The sequence below is a fragment of the Ruegeria sp. BHSC043 genome, assembly GCF_059612985.1.
The window spans coordinates 198843-222134 of the sequence record NZ_JBXWRS010000004.1; the positions used below are offsets into that span (position 1 = coordinate 198843).

General features: G+C 63.1%; 22 protein-coding genes. 7 read left to right on the forward strand and 15 right to left on the reverse strand.

Features of this window, described 5'->3' with window-relative positions; translation table 11 throughout:
• Positions 1-75: 75 nt before the first annotated feature.
• From AC2FMM_RS09500 to AC2FMM_RS09515, 4 genes are all read right to left on the reverse strand, one after another.
• On the reverse strand, positions 76-2754 hold the full coding sequence (locus AC2FMM_RS09500; RefSeq protein WP_496678466.1) for an ATP-binding protein: 2679 nt from the start codon (positions 2752-2754) through the stop codon (positions 76-78).
• Positions 2742-3062 (reverse strand): hypothetical protein, encoded by a 321-nt coding sequence (locus AC2FMM_RS09505; RefSeq protein ID WP_496678468.1) that lies wholly within the window; start codon positions 3060-3062, stop codon positions 2742-2744. The genes AC2FMM_RS09500 and AC2FMM_RS09505 overlap by 13 nt, the downstream gene beginning before the upstream one ends.
• On the reverse strand, positions 3059-3439 hold the full coding sequence (locus AC2FMM_RS09510) for a response regulator transcription factor (protein ID WP_496678470.1): 381 nt from the start codon (positions 3437-3439) through the stop codon (positions 3059-3061). The genes AC2FMM_RS09505 and AC2FMM_RS09510 overlap by 4 nt, the downstream gene beginning before the upstream one ends.
• Before the next feature lie 79 nt (positions 3440-3518).
• Positions 3519-4817: a short-chain fatty acyl-CoA regulator family protein gene (locus AC2FMM_RS09515; RefSeq protein WP_496687415.1), complete on the reverse strand. Its 1299-nt coding sequence runs from the start codon at positions 4815-4817 to the stop codon at positions 3519-3521.
• A gap of 196 nt (positions 4818-5013) precedes the next feature.
• Here AC2FMM_RS09515 and AC2FMM_RS09520 point away from each other — a divergent pair, with 196 nt between their 5' ends.
• The 4 genes from AC2FMM_RS09520 (at position 5014) to aat (ending at position 8236) form a co-directional block, all read left to right on the forward strand.
• Positions 5014-5550, forward strand: coding sequence for a LuxR C-terminal-related transcriptional regulator (locus AC2FMM_RS09520; protein WP_149777010.1), 537 nt, complete (start codon positions 5014-5016; stop codon positions 5548-5550).
• A 139-nt stretch (positions 5551-5689) separates the two neighbouring features.
• Positions 5690-6193: an acetyl-CoA carboxylase biotin carboxyl carrier protein gene (gene accB, locus AC2FMM_RS09525; protein ID WP_490361562.1), complete on the forward strand. Its 504-nt coding sequence runs from the start codon at positions 5690-5692 to the stop codon at positions 6191-6193.
• Between the two features lie 9 nt (positions 6194-6202).
• A complete protein-coding gene (accC, locus tag AC2FMM_RS09530; protein ID WP_496678473.1) occupies positions 6203-7552 on the forward strand; it encodes an acetyl-CoA carboxylase biotin carboxylase subunit in 1350 nt (449 codons plus the stop codon).
• 51 nt (positions 7553-7603) lie between these two features.
• Positions 7604-8236, forward strand: a complete 633-nt coding sequence (gene aat / locus AC2FMM_RS09535; RefSeq protein ID WP_496796425.1) for a leucyl/phenylalanyl-tRNA--protein transferase — start codon at positions 7604-7606, stop codon at positions 8234-8236.
• On the opposite strand, the gene AC2FMM_RS09540 is transcribed toward aat, so the two are convergent.
• From AC2FMM_RS09540 to AC2FMM_RS09565, 6 genes are all read right to left on the reverse strand, one after another.
• Positions 8200-8559 carry a DUF2155 domain-containing protein gene (locus tag AC2FMM_RS09540; protein WP_149777006.1) on the reverse strand — a complete coding sequence of 120 codons (360 nt, stop codon included), beginning with the start codon at positions 8557-8559 and terminating at the stop codon, positions 8200-8202. The two genes, aat and AC2FMM_RS09540, sit on opposite strands and share 37 nt — an antisense overlap.
• Complete coding sequence (gene mlaD, locus AC2FMM_RS09545) at positions 8556-9008, reverse strand: outer membrane lipid asymmetry maintenance protein MlaD (protein WP_496713320.1); 453 nt, start codon at positions 9006-9008, stop codon at positions 8556-8558. The genes AC2FMM_RS09540 and mlaD overlap by 4 nt, the downstream gene beginning before the upstream one ends.
• Before the next feature lie 11 nt (positions 9009-9019).
• Positions 9020-9403 carry an NADH:ubiquinone oxidoreductase subunit NDUFA12 gene (locus tag AC2FMM_RS09550; protein ID WP_496678479.1) on the reverse strand — a complete coding sequence of 128 codons (384 nt, stop codon included), beginning with the start codon at positions 9401-9403 and terminating at the stop codon, positions 9020-9022.
• Positions 9404-9482: 79 nt separating this feature from the next.
• Positions 9483-9845 carry a RidA family protein gene (locus tag AC2FMM_RS09555; RefSeq protein ID WP_496678481.1) on the reverse strand — a complete coding sequence of 121 codons (363 nt, stop codon included), beginning with the start codon at positions 9843-9845 and terminating at the stop codon, positions 9483-9485.
• A gap of 63 nt (positions 9846-9908) precedes the next feature.
• Positions 9909-11177 carry an ATP-dependent Clp protease ATP-binding subunit ClpX gene (gene clpX / locus AC2FMM_RS09560; protein ID WP_496678483.1) on the reverse strand — a complete coding sequence of 423 codons (1269 nt, stop codon included), beginning with the start codon at positions 11175-11177 and terminating at the stop codon, positions 9909-9911.
• A 134-nt stretch (positions 11178-11311) separates the two neighbouring features.
• Positions 11312-11944, reverse strand: coding sequence for an ATP-dependent Clp protease proteolytic subunit (locus AC2FMM_RS09565; RefSeq protein WP_149777001.1), 633 nt, complete (start codon positions 11942-11944; stop codon positions 11312-11314).
• 326 nt (positions 11945-12270) lie between these two features.
• On the opposite strand from AC2FMM_RS09565, the gene AC2FMM_RS09570 reads away from it, so the two are divergent.
• Positions 12271-12606 carry an ArsR/SmtB family transcription factor gene (locus tag AC2FMM_RS09570; protein ID WP_496678485.1) on the forward strand — a complete coding sequence of 112 codons (336 nt, stop codon included), beginning with the start codon at positions 12271-12273 and terminating at the stop codon, positions 12604-12606.
• A gap of 557 nt (positions 12607-13163) precedes the next feature.
• On the opposite strand, the gene AC2FMM_RS09575 is transcribed toward AC2FMM_RS09570, so the two are convergent.
• Complete coding sequence (locus tag AC2FMM_RS09575; protein WP_496796426.1) at positions 13164-15446, reverse strand: adenosylcobalamin-dependent ribonucleoside-diphosphate reductase; 2283 nt, start codon at positions 15444-15446, stop codon at positions 13164-13166.
• Between the two features lie 129 nt (positions 15447-15575).
• Between AC2FMM_RS09575 and AC2FMM_RS09580 the strand changes: the two genes are divergently transcribed.
• Complete coding sequence (locus AC2FMM_RS09580) at positions 15576-16007, forward strand: DUF1489 family protein (protein ID WP_496796427.1); 432 nt, start codon at positions 15576-15578, stop codon at positions 16005-16007.
• A gap of 2 nt (positions 16008-16009) precedes the next feature.
• Here AC2FMM_RS09580 and hisG read toward each other — a convergent pair whose 3' ends face one another.
• Genes hisG through hisS form a run of 3 tightly spaced genes read right to left on the reverse strand, consistent with a single transcriptional unit; the run spans position 16010 to position 19275 of the window.
• Complete coding sequence (gene hisG, locus AC2FMM_RS09585) at positions 16010-16699, reverse strand: ATP phosphoribosyltransferase (protein ID WP_260064940.1); 690 nt, start codon at positions 16697-16699, stop codon at positions 16010-16012.
• Positions 16696-17784 carry an ATP phosphoribosyltransferase regulatory subunit gene (locus tag AC2FMM_RS09590; RefSeq protein ID WP_496796428.1) on the reverse strand — a complete coding sequence of 363 codons (1089 nt, stop codon included), beginning with the start codon at positions 17782-17784 and terminating at the stop codon, positions 16696-16698. Before AC2FMM_RS09590 ends, hisG begins: the two co-directional genes overlap by 4 nt.
• Before the next feature lie 3 nt (positions 17785-17787).
• Positions 17788-19275: a histidine--tRNA ligase gene (gene hisS, locus AC2FMM_RS09595; protein WP_496796429.1), complete on the reverse strand. Its 1488-nt coding sequence runs from the start codon at positions 19273-19275 to the stop codon at positions 17788-17790.
• 128 nt (positions 19276-19403) lie between these two features.
• On the opposite strand from hisS, the gene AC2FMM_RS09600 reads away from it, so the two are divergent.
• Positions 19404-19598, forward strand: coding sequence for a SlyX family protein (locus tag AC2FMM_RS09600; RefSeq protein ID WP_093964614.1), 195 nt, complete (start codon positions 19404-19406; stop codon positions 19596-19598).
• Between the two features lie 7 nt (positions 19599-19605).
• Here AC2FMM_RS09600 and dnaE read toward each other — a convergent pair whose 3' ends face one another.
• Positions 19606-23106, reverse strand: coding sequence for a DNA polymerase III subunit alpha (gene dnaE / locus AC2FMM_RS09605; protein WP_496796430.1), 3501 nt, complete (start codon positions 23104-23106; stop codon positions 19606-19608).
• Between the last annotated feature and the right edge of the window lie 186 nt (positions 23107-23292).

The following is a 23292-nucleotide window of genomic DNA, read 5'->3' on the forward strand; positions in this document are numbered from 1 at the left end:
CATCGTTCCATCGTTTTGAAACACTTCGCCCTCAGGTCTACACCCCGGAACGTTACCAATGTCTTTAGACTGACGTCATTGCGCCGCCTGCCGATGTGCCAGCGGCAAGCTGACCCGAAACGCCGCTCCGCCCTGGCCCGGCAGATAGACGATCTCGCCCCCCAGCCGCTGCATGATCTCGCGGCAGATCGCCAGGCCCAGCCCGGCGCCTCCGGCCTTGTCGAATCCCACACGCGCGAACTTCTCAAACACCATGGACTGCGCATCAGCCGGCACGCCGCTGCCATTGTCGACAAAATCGATCACGAGCTGCCCGCCCACATCATGGGCGGAAATGGTCAGCGTCGGCTCGGCGGCGTCGCAGTATTTCTGCGCATTCGAGATCAGGTTGATGAATACCTGCCCCAGCCGGTCCAGGTCAGTGTGCAGTGCAACGCGTTCGGAAGGCAGTGACCGACGCACTTTCAACCGCCGTTCGGCCCCAGCCAAAGCAGTGGACACCGCGCGGTCCAAAACCGTCCGCAGGCTGGCGTCGCCCATGTTCAGATTTACCTGCCCGTTTTCCAGCACGCTGAGATCCAGCAGATCATCCAGCAGGCGGGTCAGGCGCAGCGCCTCGTCATGGATGATGGTGGCGTAGTGGCGGGTTTCATCCGCACTCAGACCGTCGGTATCGCGCATGATCTCGGAAAACGCCCGGATCGAAGTCATGGGCGTGCGCAGTTCGTGGCTGACCTGCCCCAGAAAGGCATCCTTCTGCATTGAAATCTGAGTCAGCTTCTCATTCGCTTCCCGCAGCTTGCGGGCGGTCCGGGTGAGCTCGGCCGATTTCGCCTCGAGCTGGCTGGAGTATTCCAGAAGCTGAGCCGATTCGTCGGCCACCGCCAGAAGGTCCTCGACCGACACCGAAGACCCGCCCACGATCTGCCCGATCATCGCGTGGGCCGTCGCCGCGCCGACCGACCCGCTCAGCTCGCGCTCGAGCCGTTCGAGGAAGCCGGGCGTAGGCTCGGGCAGGCGGCCGCGAACGCCCTGGCGTTCGGCTTCGGCCTGAAAGAACTCCTGCGCGGGGGCTGCGCCAAGTATCCGCTGGGTCATGATCATCAGGTCTTCGCTCTGCGCCACCGATCCGGTCCAACCGCCGGGCGCCACCGAGTGGTCGAACACGTTGACGAACTGCGCGCCCTGAAGGCGTTCCAAAGGGCTGGGAAAGCTGAGCAGTGAAGCCACGCAGAAGGCCAGCGCGTTCAGCGACAGCGACCACAGAACCGTATGGGTCATCGGGTCCAGACCCTCCAACCCGAACAGGGCCTGCGGCCGCAGCCAACCCATGCCGAACGGGCCGTTTTCGATAACGGACGCGGACATGATGCCCCCGCCCATTCCCGGCAGCAGCAGCGTGTAGACCCACAGGCAGAACCCCACGCTCAGCCCGACCAACGCGCCGGTCCGGGTGGCGCCGCGCCAGAACAGCCCGCCGACCAGCGCGGGCAGGATCTGCGAGATCCCGGCAAAGGCCACCAATCCGATCGAGGCCAGCGCCGCCCCGCCGCCGGACAGACGATAGTAGAAAAAGCCCAACGCCATGATCGCGGCGATCGAAATCCGGCGCGCCATCAGAACCACGTTGCGCACATCACCGGAAATCGAGCTTCGCCGCTCGCGCGTGTTCAGCCAGATCGGCATGACCACATGGTTCGACACCATCGTCGACAACGCCATGGCGGTGACGATCACCATTGACGTGGCCGAGGAAAACCCGCCGATGAAGGACAGCATCGCAAGCCAGTCATTGCCCTGCGACAGGGGTACGGTCAGCACGAACAGATCGGGGTTTGACCCGGCCGGCAGCAGATCCAGCCCGACAACGGCGATGGGAACCACGAACAGGCTCATCAACAGCAGGTACAACGGAAAGGCCCAGGCGGCCGTACGCAGATGCGCCTCGTCGTCGTTTTCGACAACCATCACCTGGAACATACGCGGCAGGCAGACGAAGGCCGCAGCCGACAGGAAGGTGATCGTCATCCACCGCCCCGCATCCACATTCCAGCGCCCGATCTCCGACGCGTCGATCCGCTCCATCATCGGAGTCACTCCGCCGGCAATGCCCCAGACGACGAAGATGCCCACCGCCAGCAGCGCAAACAGTTTGACCACCGATTCCAACGCAATGGCCGTGACCACGCCGTGATGTCGTTCGTTCGCATCGAGGTTGCGGGTGCCGAACAAAATTGCAAACACCGCCAGCCCGGCCGCCACCCAGAACACGCTGGCCCCTTCGCGGTATAGGCCCGACGGGTCAGCCTCGGCGAAGATCGAGAAGGACAACGTGATCGACTGCAACTGAAGCGCGATATACGGGGTGCCCCCCAGCACGGCTAGGATCGTGACGCAGATCGCCAGCGTGTTCGACTTGCCGTAGCGCGACGAGATCAGGTCGGCGATCGAGGTCACCCGCTGACTGCGCCCCACCCGCACAAGTTTGCGCAGGCCCCACCACCAGCTGATCATCACCAGGGTCGGACCAAGATAGATCGTAACGAATTCCAAACCCGACCGGGCCGCGCTGCCCACGGCGCCATAGAACGTCCAAGCCGTGCAGTAGATCGACAGCGACAGGGTGTAGATCAAGGGCGAGCGCAGCCAGCGGCCGCGTCCGGCCGCGGCCATCCGGTCGGCTGCGAAGGCGACGCCGAATAGCAGCACCACATAGCCCAGACAGACCAGGATCAGAATGTTCATGGTCGCCATGGGGCACCCTCAGAACTGGCGTCTTCACGCGCAGCCATGCGCCGCGCCGCCAGACCGAACAGGAAACTGACCGCGATCATCCCGGCCCAGCTGATGAAGATGTACAGCATGGCGGACGACAGGGGCATCCCCTGCCCCTCGACATCGGCGCGCGGCCACAACAACGGGATCACGACCAGAGCAGCGCCCAGAAAAGGCAGCATTCGCGCCGCATCCGCCAACCGGCGGCGGCGATAGCTTTGGCGCTCCAAAAAGACCGACGGGCGCGGCCCCTCTGCTGTCGGTCGCTCGGGGCCGGGCGCGCTCATGACCGCGACGCCTGTGCGTACAGGTCTCGTACGGCGGTCAGCACTTCGACATTCGAAAACGGTTTGGTCATGAACCGGCTGACCCCGGCCTTCTCGGCCATCTCGCGGTCGCGCGATTGTCCGCGGGCGGTCAGCATCAGGACCGGCAGCGCCTTCATGTCGGCGTGCTCGCGCAGTTCGCGCAGCACGTCCATGCCGCTTTTGCCGGGCAGCATCACGTCCAATATGACCAGATCGGGCCGCGCAGCCAGAATCGTCTCGACCGCGTTCCCACCTTCGGCATGGGTTTCCACCACCCACCCTTCGCGGGTCAGCAGAAACCGGATGGCCTCGGTGATGTTCGGCTCATCCTCGATCAAAAGAACCCTGCGGCTCATGTTGGTATTCCCTCCCCAAGACCAGCCGCGACGTTTGGCGGACGGTCGCATGCAGATTAAGCGGTGCGTCGCGAAACTGTCAAAAACCTTCACTCAGAATCGACGGCTCTCGCCGGGCGGCGCAGTCCGTCTTGGGGCAGATCCGGCAGCTTGCCCCGACCTGCACCTCGGCCCCTGACTGGGTCTTGTCGTCGCCCGGCGGCACCACCAGCATCACCGAGCGATAGACCGGCTCGCGTCCGAACCCCGACACCGGCTGCGGCCAGGCGATGGCGAAACACTCGAACTCGGCGGCGCTGCGGCCCAGAAGGGTGACACGGCTGTGAACCGGCACCAAGGGCCGGTTCAACGCAGAGAACACGGGCCATAAAGGGCAGGCATCGCCGTGCCGGGGCATGGCGAAACCGGGGACATGCTTGAGCAGGATGATGCTGCCGGACGAATCGCACACCGCCAATCCCGCCGGTCGCGGCAACACATCCTCGGGCAGGAAGGCCAGCCGCCGCAGCACCGTGGCCAGATCCACCGAAAACCGCGCGGCAAGTGTCAGCGGATCCAGCCCGTCCGCTTGCAGGGCCTCGCGCAGCCGGCCCAAAGGCATGGCCCGCGCGTCCTGCGCATATTGCTTCAGCACCTGCCGGACCAGCGACTTGGCCGCCGCCGACCGCAGACCATGCTGCACCATGTCATCGCCGTATTCACCACCCTCCAGCTCTGGCAGGTGAAATCCGCGCTGGTCCAAAAAGGCCTCGACCTCCTCCATGGGCAATCCGCGCCGGTCGCCGGGACTTTCGCTTTGATCCAGATAGGCGACCAGGGCCTTCGAGCTTTCCGCCAGGCGCTCGGCATCTTGGTGCAGGTTGCGATGGAACCGGTCGCGCCACTCGGCATCCAGTTCGCCGGGTTCGGCCAGAATCGCGGCAGTCGAGCGGATCGCAGCTGCCGTCGACAGGACCTCGTGCATCGAGCCCGCCAGATGCGGGTCGTGGGTCAGCCGGTCCGACAGGGTCTCGACCGTACGTTCAAGCGACACCACACGACGGTGCATCTGGGCCAGCACACCGGCCCAGCCCGGAAACCGTCCGGCAAATTCGTCAAGCGAATCGATCTCGGCGCGTTGCCCCACCGCGTCGGCAGCGGCTTCGCGCAGGGCCGCGATCAGCGTGGCCTCGACCCCCTGCGTCAGCACCGACGGCTCGACCGACAGTGCCGCCGCGATGTCGACCAGAAGCTTACCGCCGATTCTGCGCCGGTTGTGTTCGATCAGGTTTAGATAGGATGCCGAAATTCCCACCTGGCGCGCCAGCTGTGCCTGCTTCAGCCCGGAAATCTGGCGCCTCTCGCGGATACGACTTCCGGTCAACATATCTCTCACAATGATCTTCCTCCTCAGCTGATGCCTGGCAAGCACACAGCTCCAAGACAGGTTTTGCTGATACCCGCCTTGATTTAAAGGGGTTACGCGAGTGTTTTCAAACCTGATTTACAGGATTTACTCAATTCCTGCCGAAGTCTTGCGACGCGTGGGCAACTCTCCCCTTCAATTCGGCCGAAAATCCCGCCACCATACCGGTATGAGCGATCCCGCATTCGAATATGCGCCCATCGGCCTGGTCGAACTTGAGAACCGGATCATCCGGCGCTGCAACCTGCAATTCGCCCGCACCTTCGGCGGCGAGGAGACCGACTATCGGAACATGCCGTTGCTGCATCTCTACCCTTCGGTCGCCGATTGGGAGAGGATCGGCGCCCGCAGCCTGCAGGTGATGCGCGACACGGGATATTACTCCGATGAGCGGGTGATGCGTCGCCGCAATGGCGACCTGTTCTGGTGCCGGGCACGCGGGCGCTCGCTGACGCCCGACGACCCGTTTCGCCATGGAATCTGGAGCTTTTCCGACATTTCCGAAGAGCGCCCGCTGGTCGAGCTGACCAAGCGCGAACGCGAGGTTGCCATCCTGTCGTGCCGCGGCCTGTCGGCCAAGGAGATCGGCGCCGAACTTGGGCTCAGCTACCGCACCATCGAGGCCTATCGCGCTCGGCTTCTGGAAAAGTTCGGGGCCCGCAAGCTGCCTGAATTGGTGGCCAAGCTATCGGGCACCCCACTTTAGCCGACGCTGTGCTGGCGTTTCATGGCCGAACCCAGCCCAGACTGCGCTTTTCATGGCCGTCGCGTTGCCCTATAACGCAGCGTAATTGAGCAAAGCCCGCGCAGACAGACGGGCCATAGGGGAACCTTCGAGGACACTCATGACAGATACCAGACACGAAGCGGATGTGGCGTTCATCAAGGCATTGGCTGAATTGCTGCGCGAAAACGATCTGACGGAACTGCAGGTCAAACGGGAATATGGCGAGGAAGACAGCCTGAACGTGCGCGTCAGCCGTGTCGCTCCGGCGCCCGCGGCACCGGTTCAGGTGGCGGTACCGGCCGCTGCCCCGGCGGCGCCCGCTGCTCCGGCGGCACCGGCCGCCGCCCCGGCCGAGGCCGCCGCTCCGGCCGACGATCCGGCCAGCCACCCCGGTGCCGTCACCTCGCCCATGGTCGGCACCGTCTACATGCAGCCCGAACCGGGCGCGGCCCCGTTCGTGACCGTGGGCGCATCGGTTTCCGAAGGCGACACGCTGCTGATCGTCGAGGCGATGAAGACTATGAACCACATCCACGCCCCCAAGTCGGGCACCGTCAAACGCATTTTGGTCGCCGACGGCGACGCGGTGGAGTTCGGCACACCTCTGGTCATCATCGAGTAAGGCGGGCCCATGTTCGACAAGATCCTGATTGCCAACCGAGGCGAGATCGCCCTGCGTGTGATCCGTGCCGCGCGCGAGATGGGGATTGCGACGGTCGCGGTGCATTCGACCGCCGACAGCGACGCCATGCATGTGCGCATGGCCGACGAATCCGTCTGCATCGGCCCGGCACCCAGCCCGCAAAGCTATCTATCCATTCCCGCCATCATCTCGGCTTGCGAGATCACCGGCGCGCAGGCGATCCATCCCGGCTATGGCTTCCTGTCTGAAAACGCCGATTTCGTGCAGATCGTCGAAGACCACGGCATCACCTTCATTGGCCCCACTGCGGAACACATCCGCATCATGGGCGACAAGATCACCGCCAAGGATACGATGAAGGAACTGGGCGTGCCCTGCGTGCCCGGCTCGGACGGAGGTGTGCCCGATCTGGCCACGGCCAAGCGGATCGGTGAAGAAATCGGCTATCCGGTCATCATCAAGGCCACCGCCGGCGGCGGCGGGCGCGGCATGAAGGTTGCCCAGACCGCCGACGAGATGGAAAGCGCCTTCATGACCGCACGGGCCGAGGGCAAGGCTGCCTTCGGCAATGACGAGGTCTATATCGAGAAATACCTGACGACGCCCCGCCACATCGAGATCCAGGTCTTTGGCGATGGCAAGGGCAACGCGGTCCATCTGGGCGAGCGCGACTGCTCGCTGCAGCGGCGCCACCAGAAGGTGTTCGAAGAGGCCCCAGGCCCCTGCATCACCCCCGAGGAGCGCGCGCGCATCGGCAAGATCTGCGCCGAGGCGGTTGCCAAGATCAACTATATCGGCGCCGGTACGATCGAGTTCCTCTATGAGAACGGCGAGTTCTATTTCATCGAGATGAACACCCGCCTGCAGGTGGAACACCCCGTGACCGAGGCCATCTTCGGCGTCGATCTGGTGCGCGAGCAAATCCTTGTAGCCGCGGGCGAGCCCATGTCCTTCGGTCAGGACGACCTCAAGATCAATGGCCATGCAATCGAGGTGCGGATCAACGCGGAAAAACTGCCCAACTTCTCGCCTTGCCCGGGCAAGATCACGGCCTACCACGCGCCGGGCGGCTTGGGTGTGCGGATGGATTCAGCCCTGTATGACGGGTACTCGATCCCGCCCTACTACGACTCTCTGATCGGCAAGCTGATCGTGCACGGCCGCGACCGCCCCGAAGCCCTGGCGCGCCTGAACCGGGCCCTGGGCGAACTGATCGTGGACGGCATCGACACCACCATTCCGCTGTTCCGCGCCCTGCTGCAAGAGCCCGACATCCACAGCGGCGACTACAACATCCACTGGCTGGAGCACTGGCTTGCGGAGAACATGTCCCAGTAATTCAGGCCGCCCGGAGAAATGCTCTCCGGGCGCCTTTCGCTTGGGCACCGCATGAGCCTGACGCCCGACCTTCTGCTGCATGGCTATTCCGTCGGCATCTTCCCGATGGCCGAGCATCGAAACGATCCGGAGCTTTTCTGGGTCGATCCTCGGCTGCGCGGCGTGTTCCCTCTGGACGGGTTCCATATTTCGCGCAGCCTGCGTCGACGCATCCGCAACTGTGGGTTCTCCGTCACCGTCAACCGCGATTTCCAGGCCGTCGTGGACGGCTGCGCCGACCGGGCCGACACCTGGATCAACGGCCAACTCCGCCGCCTGTATGCGCAGCTGCACGAGACGGGCCACGCCCATTCACTGGAATTGTGGGAGGGCGACACTTTGGTCGGCGGTGTTTTCGGTGTGACGCTGGGGGCGGCCTTCTTCGGGGAAAGCATGTTCTCACGCCGCAGGGACGCATCAAAAATCACACTGGCCTATCTGGTCGACCGACTGCGCCAGACAGGGTTTCAGCTGTTCGACACGCAATTCCTGACCGCGCACCTGGCGTCATTGGGGGCGATTGAGGTTCCCCGGCACGAATATCGCAGGCTTCTGGATCAGGCCACCGCCGGCAGCGCTGATTTCACCGCACCGCTGTCACAAACGCCTCAGGGCGTGATACAGCGGATCACCCAGACGTCGTAACGGGAATGGTCCAAGGCGTTCAGCGCGGGCGACGTCGCGATCATCCAGCCATCGAACAGCTGTTCGGCCTCGCCCTTTTCCCAGATCGTCAGAAAGGCAAAGGCGTCGCCGGTCGGGTTCTCGGTCGGATACCGGCAATCCCCCAGCGCCACGTCCAGCCCGAAGATTGAGGCCGTCTCGCCGGGTTTCATCTGCACGTCGACAGTCTGGCCATTGACCTTGTCCAGCCCGCGCAGCAGCGCCCCGGCCCCCGAGGTGACCTTCTGCTGTGCCTGGGCCGCGCCGGCCGCCAGCAGCACAAACAGGGCCGCACGCATCATCATTCGGCGCTGTCCCCGGCCACGAACTTGACCAGCAACGAGATCAGACTGACCGCGCCCTGCGTGTCCTCGATCTGATCGCCGGGCTCGAAATAGAACGGCGAACCACCGGGCATGACTTCGACGAAGTTGCCACCCAGAAGGCCCTCGGACGAGATCACGATGGCGCTGTCATCGGGGATCTGAATGTCATCAGCCACCGAGATGGTGGTATCGGCGCGGTAGGTTTCCGGGTTCAGCTTGACGTTCGTGACCGTACCGATCTTGACCCCGGCCAGCCGTACATCGGTGCCCACGCCAACCCCTTCTAGCGACCGGAACGAGGCGCCCAGTTCATAGCCAGAGGTATCCTGAGACCAGCCGGTCGACTGGCTGGCATAAACGCCAAAGCCGATGGCGAAGGCCAGCACGACGCCGCCGACCAGAACTTCGGTCATGTTGTGGGTCGACATCTATGCCTCGCTTATTCCGGGCGCCATGCCTCGTAATCCTTGCGCTCCACCGGTTCGGGGCGGCGCAGGGATCCGGCCGGCACATAGGCCATCGGCGTGCCTGTCAGGTTTTCCTGATGCGGTTTCTCCCACGACTTGTGGCGTAGCGGTTTTTCGGTGGGCGGCTCGTCCCATGTCCGGTGCAGCCAGCCATGCCATTCTGGATCGATTCGGCTGGCTTCGGCCTCGCCGTTGAAGATCACCCAGCGCTGGCTGTCATCGGCATTGCGATAGAACACGTTGCCCTGATCGTCCTCGCCCACCTTGATCCCCTTGCGCGCGGTGTAGATCTGGGTGTTCAGGGTTGCTCCGTTCCACCAGGTCACGGCCCGCAATAGAGTGTTCAGGATTCCCATCGGCTGCCTCCGGCATTTCTGTCCCCGCAGATATGGACCAAACCCACGCAGAGGTCCAGTGCCACAAAGACCGCACCCATCATGTCGGCAGCAAGGCCGTCACCTCGATTTCGATCCGGTATTTCGGGTCGATCAGGCCACATTCGATCATTGTGGCCGCCGGCGGGTTTGGCCCGAAGGTATCGGCAAGAATGGGCCAGCAGGGCGCGAACTCGGTGCGGTCGGGCAGCATGTAGGTCACGCGGACCGCATCGGCAAATGATGCCCCGGCCTCGGACAGCGCGTTGCCAATGATCTCCAAGGCCGAGCGGCATTGATCGACAACGTCATCGCCCTGCCCCACGGTACCCGCCACATGCACCCAGCCGCCGGCGACCACGGCCCGGCAATAGCCGACCTTCGCCTCAAACTCGCCCCCCGAGGAAATTCGCCGAATCGTCATTTTGCCCTCATACGAAAACGGCGCGGACAATGCCGCGCCGCAGGTTTTCCAATTTCACGTGGATCAGCCTGCCGATACCGTTTCCGGCTCGGCGTCGGCATAGATGATCAGCGGCTGCGCGTCCGAGGTCACCGCCTCTTCGTTCACGACCACCTTGGTCACGTTCTTCATGCCCGGCAGTTCGAACATCGTGTCCAGCAGGATGTCTTCCAGAATCGAGCGCAAACCGCGCGCACCCGTCTTGCGCTCGATCGCCTTCTTGGCGATTGCCTTCAGCGCGTCCTCGGTAAAGTCCAGCTCGACGTTTTCCAACTCGAACAGGCGCTGATACTGCTTGACCAGCGCGTTCTTGGGCTTGGTCAGGATAGTGACCAGAGCGTCCTCATCCAGATCCTCGAGCGTGGCCAGAACCGGCAAACGGCCGACGAATTCCGGGATCAGACCGAATTTCAGCAGATCCTCGGGTTCCAGATCTTGGAAGATCTCGCCCACGCCGCGTTCGTCATTGTCGCGCACATCGGCGCCAAAGCCCATGGCCGAACCCTTGCCACGCTGCGCGATGATCTTGTCGAGGCCCGCGAATGCGCCGCCGCAGATGAACAGGATGTTGGTGGTGTCCACCTGCAGGAATTCCTGCTGCGGGTGCTTGCGGCCGCCCTGCGGCGGCACGCTGGCCACGGTGCCTTCCATCAGTTTCAGCAGCGCCTGCTGCACGCCCTCGCCCGAAACGTCTCGGGTGATCGAGGGGTTTTCCGACTTGCGGGTGATCTTGTCGACCTCGTCGATATAGACGATGCCGCGCTGCGCGCGTTCGACATTGTATTCGCTGGCTTGCAGCAGTTTGAGGATGATGTTCTCGACATCCTCGCCCACGTAACCGGCCTCGGTCAGCGTGGTCGCGTCGGCCATGGTAAACGGAACGTCCAGAATCCGCGCCAGAGTCTGCGCCAGAAGGGTCTTACCGCAGCCCGTCGGGCCGATCAGCAGGATGTTCGACTTGGCCAGTTCGATGTCACTGCCGGCCTTCTGCGCGTGGTTCAGGCGTTTGTAGTGGTTGTGCACCGCTACCGACAGCACGCGCTTAGCCCGCGCCTGGCCGATGACATAATCGTCCAGAACCTCGCAGATATCTTTGGGCGTCGGAACGCCGTCGGTGGATTTCAGCCCGCTGGCCTTGGTTTCCTCGCGGATGATGTCCATGCACAGTTCGACGCATTCATCGCAGATGAATACGGTCGGACCAGCAATCAGCTTGCGCACCTCGTGCTGGCTCTTGCCGCAGAAGCTGCAATAGAGCGTGTTCTTGCTGTCACCGCCTGAATTCGTCGCCATGGTCTACCTTTCGGGCTTCATCCCTGCGGCCCCGTGCGGACCGCGCTTGCCACCTTGGTCCAAGCTTAGGCCAGCGCCAAGGCAGCTACAATCTCAAAATCGTACCCCGCACCTGTGGGTGCGGGGTTTCCGCATCACGCTTCGTCGGGCTCGGCCTTCGTCCGGCTTTCGACGATTTCGTCGATGTGGCCCCATTCTTTGGCCTCTTCCGGGCTCATGAAGTTGTCACGATCCAGCGCCTTTTCAATGGTCTTTTTCGACTGTCCGGTATGCTTGGCATAGATATCGTAAAGGCGATCCTTCAGCTTTTGCGTCTCGGCCGCGTGAATCATGATGTCGCTGGCCTGACCCTGATAGCCGCCGCTGGGCTGGTGCACCATGATGCGGCTGTTGGGCAGCGCAAAACGCATCCCCTTCTCGCCCCCGGCCAGCAGAACCGACCCCATCGAGGCTGCCTGGCCGATCACCAAGGTCGAACATTTCGGCTTGATGTACTGCATTGTGTCGTAGATGGCCAACCCGCTGGTCACCACGCCACCGGGCGAGTTGATGTAGATCGAGATTTCCTTGTTCGGATTCTCGGCCTCGAGGTGCAGCAGCTGCGCGACGATCAGATGACTCATCCCGTCGTGGATCGGGCCGTTTATGAACACGATCCGCTCCTTCAGAAGGCGCGAGAAGATGTCATAGGCGCGCTCTCCGCGGCTGGTCTGCTCGACGACCATCGGGACGAGCGTGTTCATGTAAGTGTCAACTGGATCGAACATTCGGAACCTGCCTGATTTGCTATGGACCGGGACCATACCCGGAAAGACGTTACACGAGTCTTAGTGTCGGCGCCGAGGGGCTGCAAGGGGTCAGCCGCGCCAGAGTTTGCGATGCGGACATGACCGCCAATCTACGTTGCCCGTATGCCATCCTCTGCAATCGGCGCAACAGGGCGAACTGCCCAGGCTGCTTGCGCTCGCATTACAAGATTGCGAAGCGTTCTTATGGAAATTCCCGATTACTAAGTGTAAACGACCGCCAGCAATACCCATGGAGCCTTGGGCACGCCGCCCTCGTCGAGTTACAGTCAAAAAGGTCAAACAGGATGACGCTTCCCAAGCTTTCTTCGGACATGTCCAACGAAGAAATGGACCGCATGGCAGAAAACGCGGCCCGTGCGGCGAGTTTTCTGAAAGCCATAAGCCACGAAGGGCGGCTGATGATCCTGTGCCATTTGGCCTCGGGCGAGAAATCCGTGACCGAACTCGAAGAACTGCTGTCCGCACGACAAGCCGCCGTGTCCCAGCAATTGGCGCGTCTGCGCTTCGAGGGGCTGGTGGTTCCCCGCCGCGAGGGGAAAGCCATTTACTATAGCCTGGCCGACGACCGTCCGCGCAAGATGATCGAAACGGTGTACGAGTTGTTCTGCTCGGACCAATGATTGATGCCGAAACCGGCATTCGATCAGGATCCCCGCCGCGAAAGATGCTTGTGCAGAGAGGTGGTTCGGTTTGTTTGAACCGTTTCGTAGGTTGGTTTTCCGCTCGGTTATGCCGCCGCGATTGGTGACGACGGGTTGAGATATGCCTGATCGGGTGTCTGCATTTCCAACGATGAATGCGGTCTCCGCGTGTTGTAAAATATCAGGTACCGGTGCCCCTACCCCAAAGAAGAGATCCGCCGTTATGTTTAGGAAAACGGAGAATCGGAAAGGCAACGGGGAGACACAAGCCGGAAGAAATTGTCACGGTGTGAGGGGACCGTGGCCCGAGTGGGGCCGCGCAAGCCCCAATCACACGGCAGGTTGAGGTGCTTGTCGGCCATTCTCAAGCAACCGAGATGGCGGGTTCAAGAAAATTCAGGATTATGACCACACACACATTGGCACCCGGGCCTGAAACTGAAAAATGGATACCAAATGCTAGGAAGAAGGTCATTTAGACGCGCCAAATGGCCAAAAATTTCTGGTTATTTCACCTCAACTCCGGCCTTCCCCCATCAACCACATTTTGAATGACCGCAGCTTGCGCAGGTCATGCAGCCTTCGATCATGCGCATCTCATACTGACCGCAGGACGGGCAGGCCTTGCCGCGGGGAGCGTCCATATTGACCACCTGCGCCTGCGGGTCGGATTTCAGTCCCATCCCTTCCCCCTCAAGGAACCCGATCGCAATCATGTGCTGCTCGATCACGCCACCGATCGCCGCTAGGATCGAGGGGATGTACTTGCCCTGCACCCAGGCCCCGCCGCGCGGGTCGAACACGGCCTTCAGTTCTTCGACCACAAAGGACACGTCGCCACCGCGCCGGAACACGGCCGAGATCATCCGGGTCAGGGCCAGCGTCCAGGCGTAATGCTCCATGTTCTTAGAGTTGATGAACACCTCGAACGGACGCCGCCGGCCACCGATGACGATGTCGTTGATCGTCAGATAGATCGCGTGCTCGCTATCGGGCCATTTCAGCTTGTAGGTCGACCCCTCCAGCGACTGCGGCCGGTCCAGCGGTTCGGACATGTAGATGACATCGCCGCCATCCACCTCGTGCGGCGCATCCGCGCTTTCACCTGGCACCTTGTCGTCGCTTTCCGAAACCGTCAGCACCGAACCTGTCACGTCGTTCGGGCGATAGGTCGTGCAGCCTTTGCAGCCCTGATCCCAGGCCTGCATGTACACGTCCTTGAAAGCATCGAACGCGATGTCCTCGGGGCAGTTGATCGTCTTCGAGATCGAGCTGTCGATCCATTTCTGCGCGGCAGCCTGCATCTTGACATGCTCGGCCGGGGTCAGGGTCTGGGCGTTCACGAAATAGTCGGGCAGTTCGACGTCGCCGAACTTGTCGCGCCACATCTGAACGGCATAGTCCACCACCTCTTCCTCGGTGCGCGAGCCGTCCTTCTGCAGCACCTTGCGGGTGTAGGCATAGGCAAAGACCGGCTCGATCCCCGACGACACGTTGCCCGCATACAGAGAGATCGTCCCCGTGGGCGCGATCGAGGTCAGCAAAGCGTTGCGGATGCCGTGTTCGCGGATTGCCTCGCGGACATCGTCATCCATCTGCTGCATGGTGCCGCTGGCCAGGTATTTCTCGGCATCGAACAGGGGAAAGGCCCCTTTTTCCTTGGCCAAGTCCACCGACGCCAGATACGCGGCGCGAGCGATCGCGTGCAACCAGCGCTCGGTCTGACGCGCCGCCTCGTCCGAGCCATAGCGCAGACCCAGCATCAACAGCGCATCCGCAAGCCCGGTCACGCCCAGACCGATACGACGCTTGGCCTGCGCCTCGGCGGCCTGCTGCGGCAGCGGGAATTTCGAGGCATCCACCACGTTGTCCATCATGCGAACGGCCGTGGCGACAAGCTCCTGCAATGCCGCCTCGTCCAGACAGGCGGCGTCTTCGAACGGCGCCGACACCAGCCGCGCCAGGTTGATCGAACCCAACAGACAGGCGCCATAAGGCGGCAGTGGCTGCTCTCCGCACGGGTTGGTGGCGGCGATGGTCTCGCAATAGCTCAGGTTGTTGGCCTGGTTGATCCGGTCGATGAAGATCACGCCCGGCTCGGCATAGTCATAGGTGGCCTGCATGATCTTGTTCCACAGGTCGCGGGCCTGAACCGTGTGATAGACCTTGCCGTCAAAGACCAGCTCCCACGATGCATCGGCCTTGACCGCGTCCATGAAGGCATCCGTCACCAGAACCGACATGTTGAACATACGAAGGCGGGCCGGGTCGGATTTGGCGGTGATGAACTGTTCGATATCCGGATGGTCGCAGCGCATGGTCGCCATCATCGCGCCCCGGCGCGAGCCCGCCGACATGATCGTGCGGCACATGGCGTCCCACACATCCATGAACGACAGCGGCCCCGAGGCATCGGCGGCCACCCCATGCACATCCGCGCCGCGCGGCCGGATGGTCGAGAAATCATAGCCGATCCCCCCGCCCTGCTGCATGGTCAGCGCAGCCTCTTTCAGCATGTCGAAAATACCGCCCATGCTGTCGGGGATCGTGCCCATGACGAAACAATTGAACAGGGTCACCTGCCGCGCGGTACCTGCTCCGGCCGTGATGCGCCCAGCGGGCAGGTATTTGAAGTCCTCAAGCGCCTCGTAGAACTTCTGTTCCCAATGCACGGGGTCCTTTTCCACCCGTGCCAGATCGCGCGCAATCCGCCGCCATGTATCCTCGACCGACTTGTCGATCGGCGTGCCATCCGCTTTTTTGAAGCGGTATTTCATGTCCCAGATCTGCTCGGCGATGGGGGCGGCAAAGCGGCTCATTGGTGATTCCCTGTCTTGAAAGAGACGGTCATATTAAACCCATTGCGCCCGCCGCCACAACAGCTTGATGAAAGGCGCCAGAGAACTACAATATCAAGGTGACCCTTGGGACGACTCTGTGGGGGAGTTGTGGATAACTACGTGAACCTGATCAAACTTTCGGTCGGCTCGGAAAGCGTCGCCAGCCTGGCCGCGTGGCAGGACAGCTACCGGCTGCGCTTTGACGACCACCTGCCCCGTCACATCACCCGCATGTGGCCCAAGCGCGAGGCCGAAATCCTGAACGGAGGGTCGATCTACTGGGTCATCAAGGGCGTGGTGCAGTGCCGCCAGCGCATCCTGCGTCTGGACGAGGTGATCGGGCAGGACGGCATCCGCCGCTGCGCCATCGTGCTGGACCCGCAAGTCCATCGCACACAGGGCGCGCAGAAACGGCCCTTTCAAGGCTGGCGCTATCTGAAACCCGAGGACAGCCCCGCAGACTTGCCCGAAAGCCGCGCGCAGGACGACGCCCTGCCCGAGGATCTGAACCGCGCGCTGGCTGAAATCGGAGTGCTCTAGCCTCAGCCCAAACGGCGCATTACTTCTGCCAGAGCAGCCTTTTCGCCCCCCCCGTACTCCGCAACCCGGCTGCGCCACAAAGTGGCCTGCGATTGCAGGATCAACCCATCTGACAGGATCTTGAGGTGGTTGGCACGCAGGGTCTCGCCGGTCGAGGTGATGTCGGCAATCGCCTCGGCGGTTTCGTTCATCACCGTTCCCTCGGTCGCCCCCTGGCTGTCGACCAGCGTATAATCGGCAACCCCAGAATCGGTCAGGAACTCTCGCACCAGACGGTGGTACTTGGTGGCGATCCGCAGGCGGTGCCCATGCGTGGCCCGAAAGGCGGCGGCGGCGGCGTCCAGATCATCCAGCGTTTCGACATCGACCCAGCAGGCCGGAACCGCGATCACCAGATCGGCCTGGCCGAAGCCCAGCGGTGCGATTTCTTCGACCTGCTGTTCCCAGCGTGGCAATTTTTCGTGCACCAGGTCGGTGCCTGTCACGCCCAAGTGAATCCGCCCGGCAGCCAGCTCGCGCGGAATCTCTCCGGCCGACAGCAGGATCAGCGAGACATCCTCGATCCCGTCCACCTTGCCAGCGTATTCCCGGTCGGACCCGGCGCGCGACAGCTCGATCCCGTGGCGGGCGAACCAGGCAAAGGTTTTCTCCATCAGCCGCCCCTTGGACGGCACGCCCAGCTTCAGGGTCATTGGCCCGCCTCCTCGATTTCCAGCATCAGGTCGGGGCGCAGCACGCCACCCACCGCCGGGATCTCGGCCCCGTTGCCCAGCCGCCGCGTCAGCGCATCATAGCGCCCACCGGTAGCGATAGGCGGCAGATCGGGGCGGCGCTCGGCGTAGAAGCCGAAAACGAACCCGTCGTAATATTCCATCGAGGTGCGCCCATACGAGGCCTCGAAATCCAGCTTGCCGACATCAACGCCACGCGCCTGCAGGGCGGCGATCCGCGCCTCGAGCCGGTCCAGCGCGGGGGTGATCTGGGGCAGATCGACGGCGATGTCGCGCAGATGCTCCAGCGCATAGGGCATGGTCTCGCGCACGCCCAGCAACGAGTCCAGCCCGGCCATTTCCGTGTCGGAAATCGGCGGTGTGTCGCGGTCGGCGCGCAGGGCGTCGATACGGGCAGCGATCTCGGCCGGTCGGCGCTTGCCGATCATCGGCGCGTCACAGGCCATCGGGTCGGCCGCCGCGAGCAACGCGGCGCGGTGGTCCGGCTCGGGCTTGCGGCCCGCGAACCGGTCCAGCAGAGCCCGGAACCGACGCGGTCGCCACAGATGGCGCATCAGCGCAGCCTTGCGTTGGTCGGAGGTGCGCAGGCCTTGTACTGCAGCGGTCAGAATGCCGATGTCACCGGTCGCCGCGCGCAGCGGCAGGCCCCGCAATTGCAGGGCAAACAGCGAGAACACCTCAGCATCGGCGCCTGCCGGATCGTCGCGGTCAAAGATCTCATAGCCAACCTGGATGTATTCATTGGCGCGGTCGGGGTCGTGTTCCTGACGGCGGAACACCTCGCCCGAATAGGTATACCGCGCCGGTTCGGCCCCGTCGCGCATGTGCATCTGCACCACCGGCAGGGTGAAATCCGGGCGCAGCATCTGTTCGCCACGCAGCGCGTCCGAGGTGACATAGGCGCGCGCGCGGATATCCTCGCCATAAAGGTCCAGCAGCGTCTCGGCCGATTGCAGCAGCGGCGTGTCGACGAACTGCGCCCCGGCGGCCTCGAAACGCACGCGCATCATCGCGGCCCGGGCCTGGATCTGGGATCGGTTGGGCATGGCTCAGTCCTGACTGTCCAGCATCTCGCGCACCTTGGCGACCAGATCGCCGCGGGGTACCTCGAACTGGCTGGGGCGCTCCTTCCATTCCTCAAGCGTGGCGCTCTCGGCGATCTTGGCGCCCAGGATTAGGTCCTTGATCTGAACAACGCCGCGGTCCTTCTCGTCCCCGCCCTCGATCACCGCGACGGGCGAGTTGCGCTTGTCCGCGTATTTCAGTTGATTGCCGAAATTCTTGGGGTTGCCCAGATAGACCTCGGCGCGGATGCCGGCATTGCGCAGTTCGGCCACCATCGCCTGATAGTCGGCCATACGGTCCCGGTCCATCACGGTCACGACGACCGGCCCGGTGTCATGTGACTTGATCCGCCCTTTCTCGCGCAGCGCGGCCAGCAACCGGTCGACCCCGATCGAGACACCGGTCGCGGGCACTTCCTGCCCGGTGAAGCGCTTGACCAGATCATCATAGCGCCCGCCGCCTGCGACGGAACCAAATTGCCGCTTGCGACCCTTTTCATCGAAGATCTCGAAGGTCAGCTCGGCCTCGTAGACAGGACCGGTGTAGTATCCCAGCCCTCGCACGACCGAGGGGTCGATCTGGATGCGATCGGCGCCATAGCCTCCCGCAGCCAGCAATTCGCCGATCTGCTCCAGCTCGGAGATGCCTTCAGCGCCGATCTTGCTGTCACCCACGGCCGCGCTCAGGTTGGCCAGCGTTCCGGCGGCGTCATCGGCTTTCGAGGTCAGGAAGGCGATCACCGGCTCGGCCTGATCGTCGGACAGACCCACGCCCTCGATAAACGCGCCCGAGGCGTCCAGCCGACCCTTGGTCAGCAACTCGCGCACGCCCTGCTCGCCCACCTTGTCGAACTTGTCGATGGTGCGCAGAACGTCATCGCGCGCCGCCGCGTCCGCGCCCAGGCCCATGGCCTCGAGCACGCCGTTGAGGACCTTGCGGTTGTTGACCCGCACCAGATAGTCGCCGCGCGGGATGCCCACGGTCTCCAGCGTGTCAGAGAGCATGGCGCAGATCTCGGCATCCGCGGCCATGCTGGCCGTACCGACCGTATCCGCATCGCATTGATAGAACTGGCGATACCGCCCCGGACCCGGCTTTTCGTTGCGCCAGACCGGACCCATCGCATAGCGGCGATAGGGCGTGGGCAGGTCGTTGCGATGTTGGGCATAGACCCGAGCCAGCGGCGCGGTCAGGTCATAGCGCAGCGCCATCCAGTCGCCGTTGCCGCCCTCGTCAAACTCCTGCCAGGCGAACACGCCTTCGTTGGGGCGATCGACATCGGGCAGGAACTTGCCCAGCGCTTCGACCGTTTCCACGGCGCTGCTTTCCAGCGCATCAAACCCATAGCGATGATAGACGTCCGCAATCGTCCGCAGCATCTCGGTGCGCTGCGTGACTTCCTGGCCGAAATAGTCGCGGAACCCTTTCGGCGTGACGGCCTTGGGGCGGGGCTGTTTCTTGGGCTTGGCCATGTGGGGCGTCCTTGGGATTTCATCACTTGCGCGCGCGGTCTATCCCATGGTCTGGGTCGGGGCAAGCCAGCGCTGGCATTGCGTGCGCCACAGCGGTATGACCGCACCAGATCACAGGAGCCCCAGCGATGCAGCATCTGGAAGAGAAAATCGCCCACCTGACCCGCACCGTGGATGACCTGAGCATGGTCGTCGCCAAGCAGCAGGACGAGATCGATCGCCTGACCCGCCATGTCGCGATGCTGATGCAGCGCGAGGCCGAACGCGCGCAGGAGGGGTCCGGCGGGGTCATCCTGGGCGACGAACGCCCGCCGCATTATTGAAGGGGCGTCAGACCTCCTGCACGTCCATCACGCCATCGAGCGATTTGATCGCACCCTTGATCTGCGGGTTGATGGGGAAATCCTGCCCCAGATCCATCTCGACTTCGCCCGGCAGGCCCGGGTCCATCAGGCACAGGTGAACCGGCCCCTTCGCGGCATTTCGGGCCGCCCCCGCCGCGTCCTGCAAAACCCGTGCCACGGTGGACACCACCTGCGGCTGATCGACGAAGATGCGCAGACCCGTTGCCCCGGCCTCGGCCACCACCGAATCCGCCGGACCGACCGAGCGCGCCAGCAGCTTCAGCTGGTCGGCCTCCATCGTGGCTTCGGCCGTCAGCACGACCTGCGCACCGGTTTCCAGATACTCGCGTGATTTCTCCAAGGTTTCCGAGAACAGCGTCACCTCGTATGCCCCCGTAGGGTCGGACAGCTGGGCAAAGGCGAACCGGTTGCCCTTGGCCGATTTCCGTTCCTGTCGCCCGGCGACCACACCGGCCATCTTGGCGATCAACGGACCCGAGCGTGCCTTTTCGGTAACCTCGTCCAGCGTCATCACCTGCTTGCGTTTCAGGGCGGGCATGTAGTCGTCCAGCGGGTGGCCGGAGAGGTAGAAGCCGATGGCCTTGAACTCCTCGCTCAGGCGTTCGGCGGGCAGCCAGTCTGGCGATTTCGACAGGCGCGGTTCGGGCAGATCGTCGCCCGCCTCGCCGAACAGCGACACCTGGTTCGAATTCTTCTGCTCGTGGATCGCCGCCGAATACTGCACCAGCTGTTCGAGGCTTTCGAACACCCGGCGGCGGTTCTTGTCCAGCTCGTCGAAGGCCCCCGCGCGGGCCAGCATCTCCAGCGGCCGTTTGCCGACCTTTTTCAGATCGACCCGGCGGGCGAAGTCAAAGAGGTTGACGAAAGGCTTGTCGCCCCGCCCCTGCACCACGAGGTTCATCGCCTCGACGCCCACGTTTTTCAGCGCGCCCAGAGCATAGACCAGCTGGCCATCCACCACGTCGAAGGTCGCCAGCGAGCGGTTCACGCAGGGCGGCACGTAAGGCAGGCCCAGCCCCTTGCGGACCTCTTCGAAATACACCGCCAGCTTGTCGGTCAGGTGGATATCGCAGTTCATGACGCCGGCCATGAACTCGACCGGGTGGTTCGCCTTGAGCCAGCCGGTCTGGTAGCTGACCACCGCATAGGCCGCCGCGTGGGATTTGTTGAAGCCGTAGTTGGCGAATTTTTCCAGCAGGTCGAACACCTCGGAGGCCTTCTTGGCATCCACGCCGTTCTTGGCCGCGCCAGCCTCGAATTTCGGGCGTTCGGCGTCCATCGCCTCTTTGATCTTCTTGCCCATCGCGCGGCGCAGCAGGTCGGCGCCGCCAAGGCTGTAGCCCGCCATGACCTGCGCGATCTGCATCACCTGTTCCTGGTAGACGATGATGCCTTGGGTTTCTTCCAGGATGTGGTCGATCAGCGGGTGAACGGATTGGATCTGGCGCTGGCCGTTCTTGACCTCGCAATAGGTGGGGATGTTCTCCATCGGGCCGGGGCGGTAGAGCGCCACGAGCGCCACGATGTCCTCGATGCAGGTGGGTTTCATGCGCTTGAGCGCGTCCATCATGCCCGAGCTTTCAACCTGGAACACCGCCACGGTCTTGGCCGCGGAATAGAGCTTGTAGGTGGCCGGATCGTCCAGCGGGATCGCGTTGATCTCGTTCACCGCGCCTTCGGGCGGGTCATAGAGCTGCCGCCCGTCGGCGGCAATGTGCAGGTCGCGGCCCGACTTGCGGATCAGGTCCACCGCGTTCTGGATCACGGTCAGGGTCTTTAGGCCCAGGAAGTCGAACTTCACCAGACCGGCCTGTTCCACCCATTTCATGTTGAACTGGGTCGCGGGCATGTCCGAGCGCGGGTCCTGGTAGAGCGGCACCAGCTCGTCCAGCGGCCGGTCGCCGATCACCACGCCGGCGGCGTGGGTCGAGGCGTTGCGCAACAGCCCCTCGACCTGCTGGCCGTAAGTCAGAAGGCGGTCCACCACCTCTTCGTTGCGGGCCTCTTCGCGCAGGCGGGGTTCGTCCTTGAGCGCCTTTTCGATCGACACCGGCTTGACCCCTTCGACCGGGATCATCTTGGACAGGCGGTCCACCTGGCCGTAGGGCATCTGCAGCACCCGCCCGATGTCGCGCACCGCGGCCTTGGACAAGAGCGCGCCGAAGGTGATGATCTGGCCTACCTTGTCGCGGCCGTATTTCTGCTGAACGTAGCGGATCACCTCTTCGCGGCGGTCCATGCAGAAGTCGATGTCGAAGTCGGGCATCGAGACCCGCTCGGGGTTCAGGAAGCGTTCGAACAGCAGGCTGTAGCGCAGCGGGTCAAGGTCGGTGATCGTCAGCGCATAGGCCACCAGCGAGCCCGCCCCCGAGCCCCGCCCCGGACCGACCGGAATGTTGTGCTCCTTGGCCCATTTGATGAAGTCGGCAACGATCAGGAAGTAGCCGGGGAACCCCATGCTTTCGATGATGCCCAGTTCGAAATCCAGACGCTTCTGGTATTCCTCGGGCGGGACGGCGTGGGGGATCACCGCCAGACGTTTCTGCAGCCCCTCGTTGGCCTGACGCCGCAGTTCCTCGACCTCGTCATCGGCGAATTTCGGCAGGATCGGGTTGCGCTTGTAGGCCATGAAGGCGCAGCGCTTGGCGATCTCGACGGTGTTCTCGATCGCCTCGGGCAGGTCGGCGAAGAGCGTGGCCATTTCCTGCGGTGACTTGAAATAGTGCTGCGCGGTCAGGCGGCGGCGGCCCTCCTGCTGGTCGACATAGGCGCCCTCGGCGATGCAGATCAGGGCATCGTGCGCCTCATACATGTCCGAGGTTGGGAAATAGACGTCATTGGTGGCCACCAGCGGCAGGTTCTTGGCATAGGCCATTTCCACGTGGCCGCGCTCGGTCAGGCGCTCGGCCTCCGGCTGGCCATCCTCGCCGGGGTGGCGTTGCAGTTCGATATACAGGCGATCGGGGAACATCGCGGCCAGCCGGTCCACCAGCGCCTCGGCCGCCGGGCGCTGGCCCTGCTGCAACAGGCGGCCCACGGGGCCGTCCGGGCCGCCGGTCAGGCAGATCAGGCCCTCCGAATGGCGCTGAAGTTCATCCAGAGTAACCTGCGGCAGCTGCCCGCCCTTGTCCACATAGAGGCACGAGCTGAGCTTCATCAGGTTCTCATACCCGGTCTCGGACTGGGCCAGCAGCACCACGGGCGCAGGCTGCGTCGGCTTGTCGCCCGGCTGTGCGGTCACATAACCGAGGTCCACCTGGCAGCCGATGATCGGCTGGATTCCCGCGCCGCTGGCGGTGACGGAAAACTCCAGCGCGCAGAACATGTTGTTGGTATCGGTGACCGCAACGGCGGGCATGTCCATCTGCTCGCACAGACCGGGCAGCTTTTTCAGCCGCACAGCGCCTTCCAGCAGGGAATATTCGGTATGAACGCGGAGGTGGATGAATCGCGGAGAACTGCTCATTAGCGCAGGCTATCCCACTCGGCGCGCGGGCAAAAGACAGAAGGATACCGGCGGGTTGCTCAAACAATAATCAGCGATTATTCGGGTTTTTCAGAAGGTGCTTCACTTGAGATCGGGGAGTAATGGCAAAAAGGTGTTTTGTTTCAAAGTCGTGCCCGGATCAGGCGGTCGATACACCTGTCACGA